Source organism: Frankia sp. AiPa1 (assembly GCF_023243075.1).
GTDB lineage: Bacteria > Actinomycetota > Actinomycetes > Frankiales > Frankiaceae > Frankia.
Genome location: NZ_JALKFZ020000117.1, coordinates 38,268 through 55,259 on the forward strand (window position 1 = coordinate 38,268; position 16,992 = coordinate 55,259).

A 16,992-nucleotide genomic window follows, 5' to 3' on the forward strand; every position below is an offset into this window, starting at 1 on the left:
CGGGTCGGTCGGGCGCCGGGTCGGTCAGGCGCCGGCGAGGTAGTCCTTGAACGAGATGCCGGTCAGGCGCTCGTACGCCTCGACGTAGCGGGCCCGGGTGGACTCGACGACATCGTCCGGCAGCTCGGGGCCGGGCTCGGTCTTGTCCCAGCCGGTGTTGACCAGGTAGTCCCGGATGAACTGCTTGTCGAACGACGGCTGCGCCGCGCCCGGTGCCCAGGTGTCCTCCGGCCAGAACCGCGAGGAGTCCGGGGTGAGCACCTCGTCCGCGAGGCGCAGGTCGCCGTCGGTGTCGTGCCCGAACTCGAACTTGGTGTCGGCGAGCAGGATGCCTCGCTCGGCGGCGAGGTCGCTGGCCCGGCCGAAGATCTGCAGGGTGAGCCGCTCGAGCTCGGCGGCGAGCTCCGCGCCGACCCGGCCGGCCGCGTCGGCCCGGCTGATGTTCTCGTCATGCTGGCCGATCGGTGCCTTCGTCGACGGCGTGTAGATCGTCGTGGGCAGCTTGCTTCCGTCCACCAGGCCGGGTGGCAGCGGGTGGCCGCTGACGGCGCCGGTGCGGTTGTAGTCCTTCAGGCCGCTGCCGGTGAGGTAGCCGCGGGCGACACACTCGATGAGCACCATGTCGAGCCGGCGGCACAGCATCGAGCGGCCACGCAGCTGCTCGGCGTACGGCGCGAGCTCGGCCGGGTACTCGTCCACGTTCGAGCTGATGACGTGGGACGGGACGAGGTCGGCGAGCTGGTCGAACCACCACAGCGACAGCCCGGTCAGCACCGCGCCCTTGTCCGGGATCTCGGTGGGCAGGACCACGTCGAACGCCGAGATGCGGTCGCTGGCGACCAGGAGCACGGCGTCGTCCCCGACGGCGAACAGCTCCCGGACCTTGCCCGAACCCAGATGCGTGAGCCCGGCGAACTCCTCATGTGTCAGCGGCATGCCCTGCACCGTACCCATCCCCGACACGTTCCCGCGTCCGAACGCGACGCGGTCAGGCCAGCTCAGCGACGAGATCGGCCGCCTCGGCGAGCGCCGGGCCCCCCGGGCCAAACGTGATCTACAACAGCGACAACTCGATCTACAACTTCAGCGGACAACAAGCGCGGCGAGTTGTCGCTCACGTTGTAGATCATTCAGGGCCGGCGCGCCGCCGCCCGAGGATCAGCGTCACATCTTGTAGCGGAAATCTCGTGGCCAGGCGGACTCAAGATCCAAGTAGGTCGCTGTGGGCGTTTTCGTGTCCGATTTGCCCCCCACGGCGACCTACTTAGACGGATCTTGCTTTTCGGCCGGCCGCACCCGGCTACACAGTGTGGCGATCATGGGCTCCGGTTGGTGTTGCCGGGGGAGAGGAGAGGAGGGGAGCGGGGGGTGCGGTGGGGGGTGGGTATGGGGGTGCGGAATGTGGGCCTTGGGGTCTCGGTTCGGGGATTGGCGCGTCCCCACGTCGGCGGCGAGGGTTCCGATGGCCGCGCCGGATGCGATGATCCGGGTGGGGAGGTGTGGGTGTGAGTGCCGAATGGCTGGCGATGCTCCGGCGTGGTGAGGATCCGAACGTGCTGTACCGGCTGCGGACCGGATGGGCCGTTCTGGGTGACACGCAGCATCTTCCCGGATACTGCGTTCTGGTCCATGCGGACGACGTCGACCACCTGACCGATCTTCCGCGGGCCCGGCGGGCTGACTTCCTGTTCGATCTCGCGCTGCTCGGGGAGGCCATCAGCCGGGTCTGCGCGGCGAACGACCCGGGATTTCTCCGGATCAACTACGAGATTCTCGGGAATCTCTGGCCGCACCTGCACGGCCACGTTCGCGCTCGCTATTCCTGGGAAGAGGCGCGCCTCCGGGTCGGGCCCGTCTATCTGTATGGCGACGACGTCCGCCGCGCCGAGCGTCATGCGGTCGGCCCCGTGCACGAAACCCTGCGGGCCCAGCTCACCGACGCGCTCAGAGCGATCACCCGGGACGCCTACGGCGAGGATACTCTTCAGCCCTGAAACCGGAATACCGGGTAGCGTTGGGGAGGCGGGTCGGACGGTGCGCTGGAAAGTGCGGGGACGCCGCCTGGCTTTCGCCACGCCCTGGCTCGGGGTCTGGTTCCTGGACGTCGAGCAACCCGACGGTACGGCCAGTGAATACCATGTCGTGCAGCTGCGTGACCTGGCAGTTGTCGCCGCCGTGGACGATTCCGACCGGGTGCTGATGATGTGGCGGCACCGGATTGCCACGGACAGCTGGGCCTGGGAGTTCCCCATGGGCCTGGTCGAGGATGGCGAGGATCCGCAGGCCGCCGGGGCGCGGGAGCTCGAGGAGGAGACCGGCTGGCGGCCCGGCTCGGTCCGTCCGCTGCTCTACGCGGAGCCTGCCAGCGGCATCACCAACGCCCGGCATTTCCTGTTCCGGGCTGACGGATGTGTGCGGGTCGCTGCGCCCACGGAGCAGAACGAATCCGACCAGATTTCCTGGATCCCGCTCGCCGAACTCCACGGAATGATCAATCGCCGGGAGATCGTCAGTAGTGCGACCATCAGCGGGGCGCTGCTTCTTCTTTTGTCGTCTCCGACCGGTGTGACGCCGGCGTGAACAATCGCCGGCGTCGGATATCTGGTCCTCCTTTCCCGAGTGGTGGCGTCGGGCTCGGCAGCCCACCTCGGGATCTTCGTACTCCGCGATCTTTGATGATAAGTGTCCGCGATCGATGCGATCGTGAATCGGCGTTGGACGTCCAGGGGGATTCACCACTAACTTTGTGAACATGGTTGAGATCGCGGGCGGAACGTCGTCGGGCGTCTCCTGCGCGCCTGCCGTGCTCCCGGCGGGGATCCCGCTCGCGCCCGGATGGCACCTCGTCCAGCGGCGTGTGATCGACTTCATGCGTCGAAGCACAGCCTGCTGTCGCTGACCTGTCGCTGACTCGGCGGCCGGGCCAACCGCCGCCGGCCCCCTTTCTCTTGATCTTCTGATCGGCGCGGTTCCGCCCAACCGGACGCGCTGGCTGTCGCGGCTTCTGACTGTCGAGACGCAGGGGCAGGTCAGTTGGACGCGAGCCGCGTCGCCGCCGGCGGCCCACCCCGGCCCACCCCGGGACAGCGCCGTGATGCGCCTGCCTCGACCGCCGTGTGCCTTCTCGGGCCTGCCCGTTCTCACGATCCTGAGCGCTCTGGCGGCGGTCGTCCCGGACCCGTCTGAGCAGATGTCGATGCGGCCGAACCTCGCCGTGCCCTGCCCGTGACCGCAACACCGGCTGCATGACCAACACGATCGGAGATACGTCAGATGACGACGCTGACAAGGCCGGACACCCCTGGTCCGGACGCGGCCCGGCCGACGACGCGGCTCGGCTTCAACAGCCGTGTCTCGTTCACCACCGGCGAGGCGGGGCGCGGTCTGCGGGAAGGTATCGAGCTGTTCCAGGCGGCCGAGGGGCTCGGCTACCAGTCCGGCTGGACCTACCAGCGGCACTTCGACAACTACCTGTCCTCACCGTTGCCGTTCTTCGCCGCCGCCGGGCAGCACACCAGCCGGATCACCCTGGGCAGCGCGGTCATCCCCATGCGAAACCAGGAACCGATCCTGCTGGCCGAGGCGGCCGCTACCACGGATCTGCTCACGGATGGGCGGCTCCAGCTCGCCTTCTCCAGCGGCAGCGATGCCTGGGACGGCGTTTTCGGCACCGTCGCCACGGACGCCCGCACCGAGGGTCAGCGCCGGCTGCGCCGGTTCCTGGCCGGCGTCTCCGGCGAGGTCCTGCACACCGTCACCGAGCACCGGCCGCCCGGCCCCCCGCCCGGCACCGAGCTTCGGGTGACCCCGCACAGCCCGGGCCTGCGCGACCGGATCTGGTATGGCTCCGGCCACATCGCCTCGGCGGTGAACGCGGCCCGGCAGGGGCTGCGCCTGATCACCGGGACCATCCTGCGGGGGCTGGAGGAGGGTGAGACCTTCGGCGAGTACCAGGCCCGCCTGATCGGCGAGTACCGGACCGCCTGGGCGGACACCCACGGCACCCCGCCGCCACCGGTCGCCGTGGCCGCCTCCGTGCTACCCGCGCCGACCCGCGAGCTGCGGGAGATCTACGCCGCCTACGACCTGGAACGACGCACCTATGGTCCGGCCGCGTCCCGGCCGCGGGGCGCTCTGCCGCCGGTGAAGCTCGCCGACCTGCCCGCGGGGTTCGCGATGAGCCCGGTGTACCACGGAGACCCCGACACGGTGACCGACGCCGCCCTGGCGGACCCGGGGCTGTCCGCCGCCGACGAGCTGGTCCTGTTCCTCCCGCCCGCCTTCGGCCTCGACCAGAACATCCGCCTGCTCACCGACCTGGCCACCACCGTCGCCCCCGCCCTCGGCTGGGCTCCCGCCGCTTCCGCATAGACGACCCGGATCGCAACCATCTGCGGTGAGGTGCCGGGCGTCCCGGGGTCGTCGTTCTGCGGCGTGGGTATGCGCGAGCGGTGAGTGACGCCGAGCATGGACACGGCCGGACGGGCGTCGACGGGAGGCGGAACGGGTGGATACCTCGCAAGGCCGTTGCGGCGACTCCCCCGGCGATGCCGCGGTGCCGGTCGGCGGGGTGCCCGCCGACGAGGCCGCTGTGCCGACGGGCGGTAGGCCTGCCGACGAGGCCGCGGTGTCCGTGGGCGAGGCGGTCGCGGTGTGTGTTGGCGAGACCGGCGTGCTCGCGGGGGAAGCTGCCACGACTCGGCCGGAGCACGGCATCTACGGGACGATCCTCACCGCGGGCCTGATCGGTGCGCAGGATCCCCGAACCGACTCGCTCGCGGACATTGTCACGGATGTCCTGGTCACGGTCGCCGTGTTCTGGCTGGCGCACGGCTATGCGCGCGCCGCCGCTCGTCCCTTCGCCTCCGATGGACGGATCACCGTGTCCGGGCCCCCACCGGCCACGCCAACGGCGTCATCCCCGCCTCCGCCACCGTCGTCGTCACCGCGACTGCCACCGTCGCCGTCGTCGCCACCGCTGTCGTCGCCACCGCAACCGCCGCCGTCACCGCAACCGCCGTCGTCGCCACCTCCGCCATCGCTACCGCCACCGTCGTCGCCATTGCCGCCCCCACCACCGCCAATGCCGGCATCGCCAACGTCGCCGGCGGCGAGTCACGGGCTGCGGGTGGTGTGGCCGGCGCTGGTGGCGAGCTGGCCGCTGGCCAGGGCGTCGTTGCTGCCGCTCGGGGTGTTGGTGGTGGCGCGTCTGCTCGGGGCGTCGATGGACAACGCGCAGGAAGCCGCGCTGTGGGCCTGCGTCCTTCTGCTCGCCGTGTGGGGCCTTCTGGCTGGTAGAGCCGGCGGTCTCGCCGGCTGGCGGCTGGTGCGCTACACCCTGGGCAGCTGCCTGTTTGGTCTGGTTCTCGTCGCCCTGGAGACTGCCATCCACTGAGTACCCGTCCTGAATCTGAGCGACGCCTCCGCCTGCCAAAGTCCCCCTGCGCGCCGAACTCTCGGCCGCACTGAGCGCGCTCACCGCCGAGGCCTACCGCGAGACCGACGCCAAACCATGAGGGGCGGGTGGGGGATGGATTCCGTTCATCGGCCGAGGAAGTGACGACAGATCAAAGCGGTTCCGCCGCGCCTGCATCGAGGCGGGCGAGGTCCGCATGGGTGGCGTAATGGCTGGTGCCGGGAAAGGCGACGGCCCAGCCGGCGGTGCGTATCGCCATGGTGATGGCGTCGTCGGGGTCGCGGGAGCATAGCCAGGCGTGGAGGAAGCCGGTGAACAGGGCGTCTCCGGCGCCGGTGGTGTCGACCACGCCGAGCGGGGCGTGGGCGGCGATCCGCCGCGGTGGGCCGCCGCCCGCGACGGCGAGCAGGCATCCGTCGGCGCCGAGGCCGATCACGACGATCCGAGTCTGTCGGCCGGCCCGCCGTCCGTTAACTCGCTGGCCACGCGTAACTCGCTGGCCACGCGCCGGCCGGCCGTGGGCCCGCTGGCCGTGGGCCAAGACGTCGGCGGCGAACTGTTCGGGGGTAGTGGTGAGGCGTTCCGCGGAGGCGAACACGATCGTGGCGGCATCGATCCAGTCCGCGCCGTAGGCGTCGTCCAGGCCGGATGTCGCCTGCAGATCGACGGCGATCGGCACGCCCGCCGCGAGGGCGATCGGCAGCAGGTCGCGGGCGAATCCGATGGTGGAGATCGATGCCAGCTCGGCGCCGTCCAGCAACGCGCGGAACGTATCGGGCGGGTAGCTCGCCTCCGGTAGCCCCGCCAGGTCGGTGACGATGTGCCGGCGGCCGTCCGGGGCGACGAGCACCGCGGACTGGGCCGTCGTCGCCGTGCCCAGGATCCCCGGGCCGGTCAGCCCCTCCCGGGCGAGCGTGGTGCGCGCCAGCCCTCCGGCGGCATCATCACCGAGGAGCGTGGCGAGGCGGACCTGGTCGCCGAGCGCGGCCAGCCCACGGGCCACGTTGGCGCCGACGCCCGCGACCTCCAGGCGCAAGGCGTCCCGTACATACCGCACCGGCGTGTACGGCACCGGGAATCCGTCGACTGGAATGATCTGTTGAACGTTGACCACTCCGGCCACCACGATCGACGTCACCAGTCGCTCCCTCCGCGCGAATCCTTCGCCTGGCATATCCACCGTGCGATGTCCGCATTCCCAGATCTCGCCGGTCCGAATCGTGCGAAACTTACCCTGGAGGGCGACAGGGGATACCCGTCGGCGGCTGTCGCTGGAAAAGCGTTGGTGGCTGGAAGGAGCAGGGGTGTCGGGGCTTCCGTTCGGGATGTCCGGCCGGTTCTGGCGGGGTAATCTGCATACCCATTCCGATGGGTCGGACGGGGCGCTGCCGCCGGCCGAGGTCGCCCGGGTCTATCGGGAGGCGGGTTACGACTTCCTGGCCATCACGGATCATTTTCGGGCCCGGTTCGGCTTTCCGCTGACGGACACCCGGTCGCTGCGCACGCCCGGTTTCACCACGCTGCTGGGTGCCGAGCTGCACGCGCCGCGCACCGAGCTGTCGCCGGAATGGCACATCATCGCCGTGGGCCTGCCCCTCGGGTTCGCTCCGCCCGGTGACGGGGAGACCGGGCCGATGATCGCGCGGCGGGCGCGGGCGGCGGGGGCGTTCATCGGCATGGCCCATCCGGCGGCGTCCCTGCTGACCCTCGCCGACGCGGAAAGCCTCGACGCCGCGCACGCCGTCGAGGTGTACAACGCCCTGTCCGCCCGGGAGGACCGCGGGGACAGCTGGCACCTGACCGATCTCCTGCTCGCCCGCGGATGGCAGCTCGGTGCCTACGCGGCCGACGACGCGCATTTCCAGCCGCAGGACCCACCGGGCTGCGCGGCCTGGGTCCAGGTGAAGGCCGACTCCCTCGAACCGGACGCGCTGCTCGCCGCGCTCAAGGCCGGCCACTACTACGCCAGCACCGGGCCCGAACTGCACGACGTCGAGCTCGTCAACGAGAAGATCACCGTCCGTTGCTCGCCGGCACGCAAGGTGCTGCTCACCGGGGGCGTGCCCGGCGCCGAGGTCGTCCAGGCCGCCGCGGGTGCGGCGCTGACCGAATGCTCCCTGCCGACCGCCCTGTTCCGCCCCGGCTACTGCCGCGTCACCATCGAGGACGCAGCCGGCGGGCGAGCGTGGACCAACCCGATTCGCCTGCCCGCGGACGTCTGACCGCATGGCATCACGCTCGCAGCAGGGTGATGCCGCGTCCGGTGGGGCTCGACACGGTGGTGATGCTGGTCCGTTCGGCGATCGGCTTCGCGGTGGGCCGGCGGTCGAAGATGACGAGCGTCCCATGGTCCAGGCCGAGGCGGTCCAGATAGCCGTCGAGCTGGTCCAGACCGGTGCGCAGGGGGTCGGCGGCGCCGCCCGCACGGGCTTTGAGTTCGAATGCCTCCCGCTGGAGAGCGGGTCTCCCATCAGGTCCGGAATACGGCCAGCGGACCAGCAGGTCGATCCGTCCACGGCCCACACCGTACTCCCGGTCGACAAAACCCCCGCCATTGATGACGCGTTCCAGGAAGGCCATGAGAACCAGATGGGGTGCGGCCTCGTGGTAGACCTGGCGAGAGGTGAGGATGTCGCCGTTGGCTTTCCAGAAGGCGGCGAACCGATCGATCAGGCTGGGGACGTCAAGACGGCCGTCGGGTAGGACGAAGGAGCGGGCCGGCGGAACGGGGGCGGAGAACTCGAGCACGGTGTCGGTGAGGACCCGGGCGACGACCTCGCGGTAGATCGGATTGGCGATCTGCGCTGGCGACGTCTGCGCGAGCAGCCCGAGATCCCGGGCGTACTGGACGTCGTCCGCCGGCGGGTCGGTGACCGGGTCCGTGCCGGCCAGCACCGGTTCGATGATGGCCCGCACCCGGGGTTCGTGCAGCTTGTCGGCGAGCGAGTCCAGATGGGTCGCTCGGGCGCGGATCAGGCGCTCCTTCGCCGCGTCCACGTGCACGGTGGTGATCGCCTCGGTGGGTGGCACCGCCATCTCGTCCACGATCTCCGCGGCGAGCGCGTTCACCAGCCAGGGCTGGCCGGCGGTCAGCTCCATCACCCGGTCGACCGCTTCGGCGGTGAAAACCTGCGCGGTCTCGGCCGTGTGCTGAGCATAGAGGCCACGAACCTCGTCGAGGGAGAAGTCACCGAGCCGCAGCGACCTGACGACGATGTTGAACGGGCTCGGGCCACCGAGCCGGTCCCGGTCCGGGTTACCGCCCGAGGCCGTCCCGGGACCGCTACGCGGATCCGCCGGGCGGTCCCCTGAGCGGTAGTCCCGCAGGTCGCGCAGGCCGCAGAGCGCCACGGACGCGGGGAAGGCAGCCGGCCGGCGGCCGGCACCGCTGCGGAGCTGACCGAGGACGCTGATCAGCGTTCGTCCCGCCAGGGCGTCGATCTCGTCGAGGAACAGCACGAGTGGCCGGGGGCAGACCTGCGACCAGGCCGCCAGCGCCGCGCCCAACAGACCGCCGTCGGACGCCTCGGGCCATCGAGGCGGGTGCAGCCGCGGTGGCAGGGCGGCGTGGGCATCGGCCAAGGTCCGGTCGAGGATCGCGCGGGTCGCCGCCCCCACGTCGTCGCCCCAGGCCCGGCCCGGCTCACACGAGGTCAGCAACGCGGCGTAGTCGCCGCTGGCCGTGAGCTCGGCGGCCAAGGCCGCGAGCGTGGTCGTCTTGCCGGTCTGGCGGGGTGCGTGCACCACAACGTAGTTCCCTCGGCTGACCAGCCGGGGGACCTGCGGCAGGCGCGCCGACGCCGGGACCATGTAGTGCCGGTCCGGCATACAGGGCTCGGCTGTGTTGAACCAGCGTCCCACCCCGACGGACCTCCGGTCTCGGACCTCGACTCCGATCCACGGTATCCGGTAGCGCGTCCCAGAGCCTGGGTCCCGGTCGTGGCCATCGCCCGCATCCTGCGTTCCCAGCGGCCCAGGAACTGATCCGGTATCCCGGGGCGCCAGCCCCCCCGAGACCCCCGCTCAGGTCAGGGCGGCGAGGGCGTCGAAGACGGGGGTGAGGCGTTCGGTGTAGCGCTCGGGGCGGCTGACCTCGTCCAGACGGGGCTCGTCCAGGGGGAGGTTGCGTTCGGCCGCCTGTTTGCGCAACGTGTCGCGGAACGGGATGCCGGACTGCCAGGTCTCCATCGCCGCGGCCTGGGTGATGGCGTAGGCGTCCTCGCGGGACAGGCCCGTCTCGACCAGTTCCAGCAGCACCGCCGAGGTGTAGACGAGACCGCCGGTGGCGTCCAGGTTCGCCCGCATCCGGGCGGTGTCGACGACCAGGCCGCGGACCAGGCGGGTGGTCAGCGCCAGCAGGTAGTCGGTGCCGGCGGATGCGTCCGGCAGGGCGACGCGTTCGGTGGACGAGTGGGAGATGTCACGCTCATGCCAGAGCGGAACTCCCTCGAGCACCGGGACGTACTGGGCGCGGACGATCCGGGCGAGGCCGGCGATGCGCTCCGACATGATCGGGTTCTTCTTGTGCGGCATCGCCGAGGAACCCTTCTGCCCGGAGCCGAACGGCTCGGACAGCTCGCGGACCTCGGTGCGCTGGCCGTGGCGGACCTCCAGCGCGATCGCCTCGCAGACGGTGACGATCCCGGCGAGCGCCGCCACCCAGTTCGCGATGCCGTCGCGCAGCACCACCTGGGTCGCCACCGGCGTCGGGCGCAGGCCGAGCTTGCCTGCGACGTATGCCTCGACGTCCGGCTCGATGTTGGAGTACGTCCCCACCGCGCCGGAGATCTTGGCCAGCGCCACGTCGGCGCGGGCGGCGCGCAGCCGGTCGCGGCAGCGGGCCAGGCCGAACGCGAGGTCGGCGACCCGGTGGCCGAACACGGTCGGCTCCCCGTGGATGCCATGCGTGCGCCCGACCCTCAGCGTGCCGCGGTGCTCAAGGCCAAGGTCACGCAACGCGGCGACGAGCGTGTCCGCCTTGGCGAGCAGGAGGTCGGTGGCCTCGACGAGCTGCAGCGCCAGCGCGGTGTCGAGCAGGTCCGACGAGGTCATCCCGAAATGGACGTAGGCGGCGGCCGAGCGTGGCTCGGTGTTGTCCGCCCAGGCGGTCAGGAAGGCGATCACGTCATGCTGGGTGACAGCCTCGATCGCCGCGACCGCCTCGGGCGTCGGAGCGGGCGCCGCCCGGACCGGCTCGACCGAGTCGGCGGGGATCCGGCCGGCGGCGGCGTGCGCCTCGCTGACCAGCACCTCGACCTGGCACCACAGCTCGTACTTGTGCGCCTCCGACCACACCCGGCCCATCTCGGGCAGGGTGTAACGGCCGATCACTGACCGGTGCCGGCAGCGGCTCCGGCACTCGCGGGTTCCTTCAGCGCGGACAGGTTCTCGGCGGCGTTGCGCTCGAAGTCATCCTTGAACTCGGCGAGCCTCGCGCTCAGCGTCGGGTCGGCCAGCGCCAGGATCTGGGTGGCGAGAATCGCCGCGTTCGTCGAGTTGTTCAGGCCCACGGTGGCGACGGGCACGCCCGGCGGCATCTGCGCGATCGCCAGCATCGAGTCCATCCCGTCCAGCGCCCCACCGGAGATCGGCACGCCGATGACCGGCAGCGTCGTCATGGACGCGACCGCCCCGGGCAGCGCGGCGGCCAGGCCCGCGCCGGCGATCACCACGGAGATCCCGCGGGCCCGCAGCTGGCCCACGTAGTCGGCCAGGGTGCGCGGCGCCCGGTGCGCGGAGATCGACACCTCCTCGTACGGCACGCCGAACCGCTCCAGGGTGGCCCCGGCCTTGCTCATCGTCTGGGCGTCCGACGGCGACCCGAACACGATGGCCACCTGCGCCGGCCCCGGCGCGCTGCTGCTCTGCGACACGCTTCGCTCTCCATTCCTGTTGCTGTTGATCCTGGTGCCCCGGTCCGCGACCGGTTGCCCTGCCCCCCGGCGCCGTCCTCAGTCGGCGGACTTCATCCCTCGCCCGCGAGGTGCTCACGGGGCGCGATGCCCCCGGGGTGCTGGCTGGGCGCGGTGCCCGTGGGGTGGCCATACGTGGCCCGCCGCATCCGGGACGGATCCCCGATGTCGGTGCGGTAGTGGGCGCCGGCCAGCGAGATGCGGCTGACGGCCTCGTAGGCGGATCCTCGCGCGGATTCCAGGTTGGAGCCGATAGCCGTGACGGACAGCACGCGCCCCCCCGCCGACACCACCTGGCCGTGCTCGTCCCGCCGTGTGCCCGCATGCAGGACGTCCACGCCGGTGAGCGCCCCGGCAGCGGCCAGGCCGCGGATCGGATCGCCCAACTGTGGTGACACGGGGTAGCCCTTGGCTGCGATGACGACGGTGATCGCAGCGCCCGAGCGGAACCGCGGCGCGGTCCGTCCGGTGAGGACGTCGGTCAGCGGGGTCGCGAGCAGGGCGAGGATCGCCTGCACCTCGGGATCGCCGAACCGGACATTGAACTCCACCACCCGCGGGCCCTGGGCGGTCAGCGCCAGCCCCGCGTACAGCAGTCCGCTGAACGGCGTGCCGCGCCGGGCCAGCTCGTCCACCGTCGGCCGGATCACCGTCTGGACGATCTCGGTGGACAGCCCGTGCGACGCCCACGGCAACGGTGTGTACGCGCCCATCCCGCCGGTGTTCGGCCCGGTGTCGCCATCTCCGACCCGCTTGTGGTCCTGGGCCGGGAGCAGCGGCATGATCGCGCCGGACTCGGTCACGATCGCGAACAGCGAGACCTCCGGCCCATCCAGGTACTCCTCGAGGACGACCCGGTCGTCCGGCCCGCGCAGGCTTGCCCGCACGGCGGCGACGGCGGCATCCCGGTCCTCGGTGACGGTGACGCCCTTGCCCGCTGCCAGCCCGTCGTACTTGACGACGTAGGGCGGGCCGAACGTGTCCAGGTCGGCGAGGGCCGGCTCGATCTCGGCGTGGTCGCGGGCCGCCGCCGTCGGCACCCCGGCCGCGTGCATCACCTGTTTGGCGAACGCCTTGCTGCCCTCCAGCCGCGCCGCCGCCGCACTCGGCCCGAACACGGCCAGCCCCCGAGCCCGCACCTCGTCGGCCGCACCGGCGACCAGCGGTACCTCCGGCCCGATCACCGTCAGGTCCGCGCCCACCTGTTCGGCGAGGACCGCGACGGCGTCCGGGTCGGACACGTCGAGGGACCGCGGCTCGGCGAGGTCGGCCGTCCCGGCGTTCCCCGGCGCGCAGACCAGCGCGTCCACCCGGGGGTCACGTGACAGCGCCCGGCACAGCGCGTGCTCACGCCCTCCCGAGCCGACGACCAGAACCTTCATATGCTCCCCTCGGCGTCGCGGACAGCAGCGAGGCCGGCCATCACCTCCGGTTCCCGGCGCGCGGTGCCAGGGTGCGGACCGACGGCGACACGGCCTCATCGGACCGATATCCGAGCCAGCCGGGTCGAGTCACCCTCACAGGGTAGCGTGAACACTGATCATCATGCCCATCGTGCGAGTTCCACCTCTTTCGAAGCCGTTCTGCCCCGCCGCCCGACGGCGGCCAACCCCGCTCGGCTCTCCGCCTCCGCCCCCCTCGGGCGTCGCGCGGGGCGGGGGCGCGTCGTCACAAGCCGACGCCGGCTCGCCACAGAAGGTGGGCCATGCCGTGGACCAGTTGGAGGGCGCAGCGTCGGGCGTCCACCTCGGCCATGCCGGCGACGATCGCCGCCGCGTCCACGGGCCAGACCCGGACCTCGCGGCCGAGCACGGTCAGGGGGGCCGGGTCGTCGCGGCCCTCGAAGGTGCGACCGTTCGGCTCGACGAAAAGGTGCAGGGATCGGCCCGCGGCCGGGAACGACTCGCACCGCCAGTAGAGCAGTGGCCAGGCCTGTAGCCGTTCGCGCCGACGCGGACGGTGCCGGCGGTGCGGCTCCTCGCCGCCGTGGTGTCTGGATTCGTCGTGATGCCTGCGTCCGCCCCGATGCTCGGCGTCGCCGCGGCGCCTGGAGTTTCCGTGACGTCCGGTTTCGCCGTCAGGCCCGAATGCGAGATCGGGCCCGGTTTCGCCGTCAGGCTCGAATGCGACGTCAGGCTCGAGCTCGCCGAGTTCCTCGCCTGCGCCGTCCCCCTCGGCTTCGCCACGCCCGGCGAGGCGGCGGTGCTGGTCGTCAACCCGGATCCGGTGGCGGGCGTCCGGACGATGAAGATCGTCGAAGCGGTGGAGATCGTCCAGTCGACGCGGGCCGTCAGTGCCGCCGCGCTCGCCGGGCCAGTCGATGCGGGTCGCCGTCCTGGCGAGCAGATGGGGCTCGGTGAACGGGTGATCGGCGCCCGGGAATCGGTGATCGGAGCCGGGAAGTGGATGGTCGGCTCCGGGAAACGCATGGTCGGCGCCCGGGAACGGTGCGTCGACGCCGGGAAGCGGGCGGTCAGCGCCGGCGCCGGGGCCATGGCGCACGGAGCGGCGTGGGCGGGCGGCGCAGGCGCGGACGGTCACGGGGGGCACGAGATTCTCGGCGGCGCAGAAGTCCAGGAAGTCGCGGATCTGCGCGTCGACGTGGTTCGCGACGGCCGCTGCACGTTCGAGCCGCTGCGCCTCCGCCCGCTTCGAGCTGCGAATGGCGTGGCTGCCGCGCAGCAGGACATCGGTGAGGGTCTCGGGCAGCGCCTCTCCGGTGGGCGAGAAACCCACCGGCCAGGCATCGGAGTCGGCCGGGTCGGCGCGGTTCAGGTAGCGGTGCCGCACCGCGGGGACCAGCACCGCGGACGGCGCCGGAGGTGCCTGACCGGGCACGGATCGGTCATCGCCGGACGACCGGGATCCGGTAGTGGTCACAGTCCTCACCCCACCCCGCCATCGCGTTCCGTGACGACATCAGCCTCGACGGCAACGCTGAGTAATGCAAGTGCGGGGCGAGTGAGCCGCCCGGCACCTGCCCGCCGCGGGAGCGCGTGGACCGCCGGACGGGCCGGGCGCTCGACGTCAGACGAGGTCGTTGATGACCAGGGTCTGGTCGCGGCCGGGACCGACACCGATGGCGGACACCGAGGCGCCGGAGAACTCCTCGAGCGCGCGGATGTAGTCCTTGGCCGCCGCCGGCAGATCGGCGTAGCTGCGGACGCCGGAAAGGTCCTCGTGCCATCCGGGCAGCTCGGTGTAGATCGGCCGGGCATGGTGGAAGTCGGTCTGGGTCATCGGCATCTCGTCGACCCGCGTCCCGCCGATGTCGTAGCCGATACAGATCGGCACCCGGTCGAAACCGGACAGCACGTCCAGCTTGGTGAGGAACAGGTCGGTGAGGCCGTTGACCCGCACCGCGTAGCGAGCGATCACCGCGTCGAACCAGCCGGTACGCCGGGCGCGTCCGGTGGTGACGCCGAACTCGCCGCCGATGCGGCGCAGCTCCTCGCCGACCTTGTCGTCGAGCTCGGTGGGGAACGGGCCGGCGCCGACCCGGGTGGTGTAGGCCTTGATGATGCCGATCACCCGGTTGATCTTCGTGGGCCCGATGCCGGCGCCGGTCGCCGCGTAACCTGCCGTCGGGTTCGATGAGGTGACGAACGGATAGGTACCGTGGTCGACGTCGAGCAGCGTGCCCTGCGAGCCCTCGAGCAGGACGACCTTGCCCTCGCGCAGGGCGGTGTCCAGGATGAGCCCGGTGTCGGCGATGTGCGGGCGCAGGCGCTTGGCGTAGCCGGCGTACTCGTCGCACACCTCGTCGAGCTCGATCCGCCGCCGGTTGTAGACCTTGGCCAGGATCTGGTTCTTCTCCCGCAGCACGAGCTCGAGCTTCTCGCGGAAGATCCCGGGGTCGAGCAGGTCCTGCACGCGGATGCCGGTGCGCGCGACCTTGTCGCCGTAGGTCGGGCCGATGCCGCGCCCGGTGGTGCCGATGCGCGCCTTGCCGAGGTAGCGCTCGATCACCCGGTCCAGCGCCCGGTGATGCGGCATGATCAGATGCGCGTTCGCGCTGATCAGCAGGCGAGAGACGTCGATGCCGCGGGCTGCGAGGCCATCCATCTCGCCGAGCAGCACGCCGGGGTCGATGACGACGCCGTTACCGATCACCGGGATGCAGTCGGCCCGCAGGATGCCACTGGGGATCAGGTGCAGCGCATAGCTGTCCTGCCCGATGACCACCGTGTGACCGGCGTTGTTGCCGCCCTGGTAACGGACGACGTAGTCGACGGCGCCGCCCAGCAGGTCGGTCGCCTTTCCTTTTCCCTCGTCGCCCCACTGGGCGCCGATGAGGACGAGAGCAGGCACTCGGGCGAGGTTACTAGGGATGACGGCCGCGTGCGGCCAAAGTGTCAGGTCGGGACAGCGTCCGGACAGACCGCCTGGTGATCTTGCAGGCGGCGAGGTTAGGCCAGGCCGAGTTCGCGGGCGGCGGCGGGGTCACTGTCGGTGAGGAAGGTCCGGCAGCGGTCGGCCTCGTCGGTTTCGCCGATCGCGGCGGCGGCTTGGCCGAGGGCAGCCAGTGATCGCAGGAAACCGCGGTTGGGCTCGTGCGACCACGGCACCGGCCCGGTACCCCGCCAGCCGGCGCGGCGTAGTGCGTCGAGCCCGCGGTGGTAGCCGGTGCGGGCGTAGGCGTAGGCCTCGACCGAGCGACCACCGGCGAGGGCCCGTTCGGCGAGAGCCGCCCACGGCGCGCTCAGCGCCGGACCGGCCGCCGCGACCGTCTCCGGTGCCGCACCCGCGGCCAGCGCGTCGGTGGCGACCGCATCCGAGGGCAGCAGGGTGGGTGGCGGGCCGGAGAGCAGGTTCCGGGCCGGATCGCCCGGACCCGCGGCGGATGGCGCGGACGACGTTGTCATGACTGCATCCTGCCGTATGCCGAGGGCGCCCCGCCGCACCGGGTGCGGGTCGCCCTACTGATCGTGACGTGCGGTCCGTCGTGACGCGTGGTCCGCCCCGTCGCGGTCGAACCACGACCGCGACGCACGGTCAGGCCTTGACCGTGACGTTCCAGAGGTTCTGACCGACGGCGCCGGACTGGCCGTCGCTGGTCCGGGTCAGGTAGCCGTACAGGGCAGCGATGCCCTGGGAGTGCGGCCCGAACTTGCCGTCGACGGTGAGCACGAAGCCCTTGTCGCGCATGGCTGCCTGCCAGACGAACGCGTCGGGACGCACGTCGTCGCCGTAACTGGCGTTCAGGACGGTGCCGCTGAACGCGCCGTCGCCCATCTCCTGGCGGGCACGGTCCAGCGTCATTGGCGGCTCGGCGGGGGTGATGGCCTGCTGGATGACGTCTCCAGAGCCGGAACCCGCATCCGCGGGGCCGTTGTTGACCAGCCCCATCTTGCGGGAGCATGACGGCCACGGCTGCCAGCCGCGCGAATTGTACAGCTTGGCCGCAGCCTCGTCCTGGGTCGCGGGGGAGGCCTGATAGGGGCTCCCGGAGTAACCGAGGCCGTGCCAGGTCTGGTTGTCGAACTGGTAGGCGCCGGAGAACCCGTTGCCCGTGTTGATCGCGTAGTTGCCACCGGACTCGCACTGCCGGAGCTTGGCGAAGTCGTCGGCGGTGGCGGGGGGGGGGGGGGGCGCGCGCCCCCCCCCCCCCCCCACCCCCCAGCCCCCCCCCCCCCCGCCCCCCCCCGCCGCTCGCTCGATGCG

At 71.5% G+C, this 16,992-nt stretch carries 15 protein-coding genes; 5 read left to right on the forward strand and 10 right to left on the reverse strand.

Annotation, left to right across the window (positions count from 1 at the left end):
• Window positions 1–24: 24 nt before the first annotated feature.
• The gene (locus MXD95_RS09400; RefSeq protein ID WP_250640168.1) at window positions 25–936 is read right to left on the reverse strand and encodes a phosphoribosylaminoimidazolesuccinocarboxamide synthase; all 912 of its coding nucleotides are present in this window, start codon (window positions 934–936) and stop codon (window positions 25–27) included.
• Between the two features lie 569 nt (window positions 937–1,505).
• Here MXD95_RS09400 and MXD95_RS09405 point away from each other — a divergent pair.
• The 4 genes from MXD95_RS09405 (at window position 1,506) to MXD95_RS09420 (ending at window position 5,395) form a co-directional block, all read left to right on the forward strand.
• A complete protein-coding gene (locus tag MXD95_RS09405) occupies window positions 1,506–1,994 on the forward strand; it encodes an HIT family protein (protein WP_250640169.1) in 489 nt (162 codons plus the stop codon).
• 40 nt (window positions 1,995–2,034) lie between these two features.
• Window positions 2,035–2,580 (forward strand): NUDIX hydrolase, encoded by a 546-nt coding sequence (locus MXD95_RS09410; RefSeq protein WP_250640170.1) that lies wholly within the window; start codon window positions 2,035–2,037, stop codon window positions 2,578–2,580.
• Window positions 2,581–3,273: 693 nt separating this feature from the next.
• Window positions 3,274–4,371: an LLM class flavin-dependent oxidoreductase gene (locus MXD95_RS09415; protein ID WP_250640171.1), complete on the forward strand. Its 1,098-nt coding sequence runs from the start codon at window positions 3,274–3,276 to the stop codon at window positions 4,369–4,371.
• A 136-nt stretch (window positions 4,372–4,507) separates the two neighbouring features.
• Window positions 4,508–5,395, forward strand: coding sequence for a hypothetical protein (locus MXD95_RS09420; protein ID WP_250640172.1), 888 nt, complete (start codon window positions 4,508–4,510; stop codon window positions 5,393–5,395).
• Window positions 5,396–5,567: 172 nt separating this feature from the next.
• Here MXD95_RS09420 and MXD95_RS09425 read toward each other — a convergent pair whose 3' ends face one another.
• On the reverse strand, window positions 5,568–6,554 hold the full coding sequence (locus MXD95_RS09425; RefSeq protein ID WP_250640173.1) for a carbohydrate kinase family protein: 987 nt from the start codon (window positions 6,552–6,554) through the stop codon (window positions 5,568–5,570).
• A 166-nt stretch (window positions 6,555–6,720) separates the two neighbouring features.
• Between MXD95_RS09425 and MXD95_RS09430 the strand changes: the two genes are divergently transcribed.
• Window positions 6,721–7,638, forward strand: a complete 918-nt coding sequence (locus MXD95_RS09430) for a CehA/McbA family metallohydrolase (protein ID WP_250640174.1) — start codon at window positions 6,721–6,723, stop codon at window positions 7,636–7,638.
• 10 nt (window positions 7,639–7,648) lie between these two features.
• Here the strand turns inward: MXD95_RS09430 and MXD95_RS09435 are convergent, their stop codons facing one another.
• The 8 genes from MXD95_RS09435 to MXD95_RS09470 form a co-directional block, all read right to left on the reverse strand.
• On the reverse strand, window positions 7,649–9,277 hold the full coding sequence (locus MXD95_RS09435; protein WP_250640175.1) for an ATP-binding protein: 1,629 nt from the start codon (window positions 9,275–9,277) through the stop codon (window positions 7,649–7,651).
• Window positions 9,278–9,439: 162 nt separating this feature from the next.
• Window positions 9,440–10,747 carry an adenylosuccinate lyase gene (purB, locus tag MXD95_RS09440; RefSeq protein WP_250640176.1) on the reverse strand — a complete coding sequence of 436 codons (1,308 nt, stop codon included), beginning with the start codon at window positions 10,745–10,747 and terminating at the stop codon, window positions 9,440–9,442.
• Window positions 10,744–11,289: a 5-(carboxyamino)imidazole ribonucleotide mutase gene (gene purE / locus MXD95_RS09445; protein WP_250640177.1), complete on the reverse strand. Its 546-nt coding sequence runs from the start codon at window positions 11,287–11,289 to the stop codon at window positions 10,744–10,746. Before purE ends, purB begins: the two co-directional genes overlap by 4 nt.
• Before the next feature lie 92 nt (window positions 11,290–11,381).
• A complete protein-coding gene (gene purD, locus MXD95_RS09450; RefSeq protein WP_250640178.1) occupies window positions 11,382–12,710 on the reverse strand; it encodes a phosphoribosylamine--glycine ligase in 1,329 nt (442 codons plus the stop codon).
• Between the two features lie 286 nt (window positions 12,711–12,996).
• The gene (locus tag MXD95_RS09455; RefSeq protein WP_250640179.1) at window positions 12,997–14,166 is read right to left on the reverse strand and encodes a hypothetical protein; all 1,170 of its coding nucleotides are present in this window, start codon (window positions 14,164–14,166) and stop codon (window positions 12,997–12,999) included.
• Window positions 14,167–14,355: 189 nt separating this feature from the next.
• Window positions 14,356–15,639, reverse strand: coding sequence for an adenylosuccinate synthase (locus tag MXD95_RS09460; protein WP_250640180.1), 1,284 nt, complete (start codon window positions 15,637–15,639; stop codon window positions 14,356–14,358).
• 98 nt (window positions 15,640–15,737) lie between these two features.
• Entirely contained in the window at window positions 15,738–16,193 is a 456-nt protein-coding gene (locus tag MXD95_RS09465; RefSeq protein WP_250640181.1) for a DUF3151 domain-containing protein, read from the reverse strand.
• A gap of 130 nt (window positions 16,194–16,323) precedes the next feature.
• A complete protein-coding gene (locus MXD95_RS09470; protein WP_250640184.1) occupies window positions 16,324–16,944 on the reverse strand; it encodes a transglycosylase family protein in 621 nt (206 codons plus the stop codon).
• Window positions 16,945–16,992 lie beyond the last annotated feature (48 nt).

Excerpts from the sequence above, each read along its gene's own strand:
- MXD95_RS09415 (WP_250640171.1), top strand. The coding sequence starts at position 3,274 with ATGACGACGCTGACAAGGCCGGACACCCCTGGTCCGGACGCGGCCCGG.
- MXD95_RS09465 (WP_250640181.1), bottom strand. The coding sequence starts at position 16,193 with ATGACAACGTCGTCCGCGCCATCCGCCGCGGGTCCGGGCGATCCGGCC.
- purD (WP_250640178.1), bottom strand. The coding sequence starts at position 12,710 with ATGAAGGTTCTGGTCGTCGGCTCGGGAGGGCGTGAGCACGCGCTGTGC.
- MXD95_RS09400 (WP_250640168.1), bottom strand. The coding sequence starts at position 936 with ATGCCGCTGACACATGAGGAGTTCGCCGGGCTCACGCATCTGGGTTCG.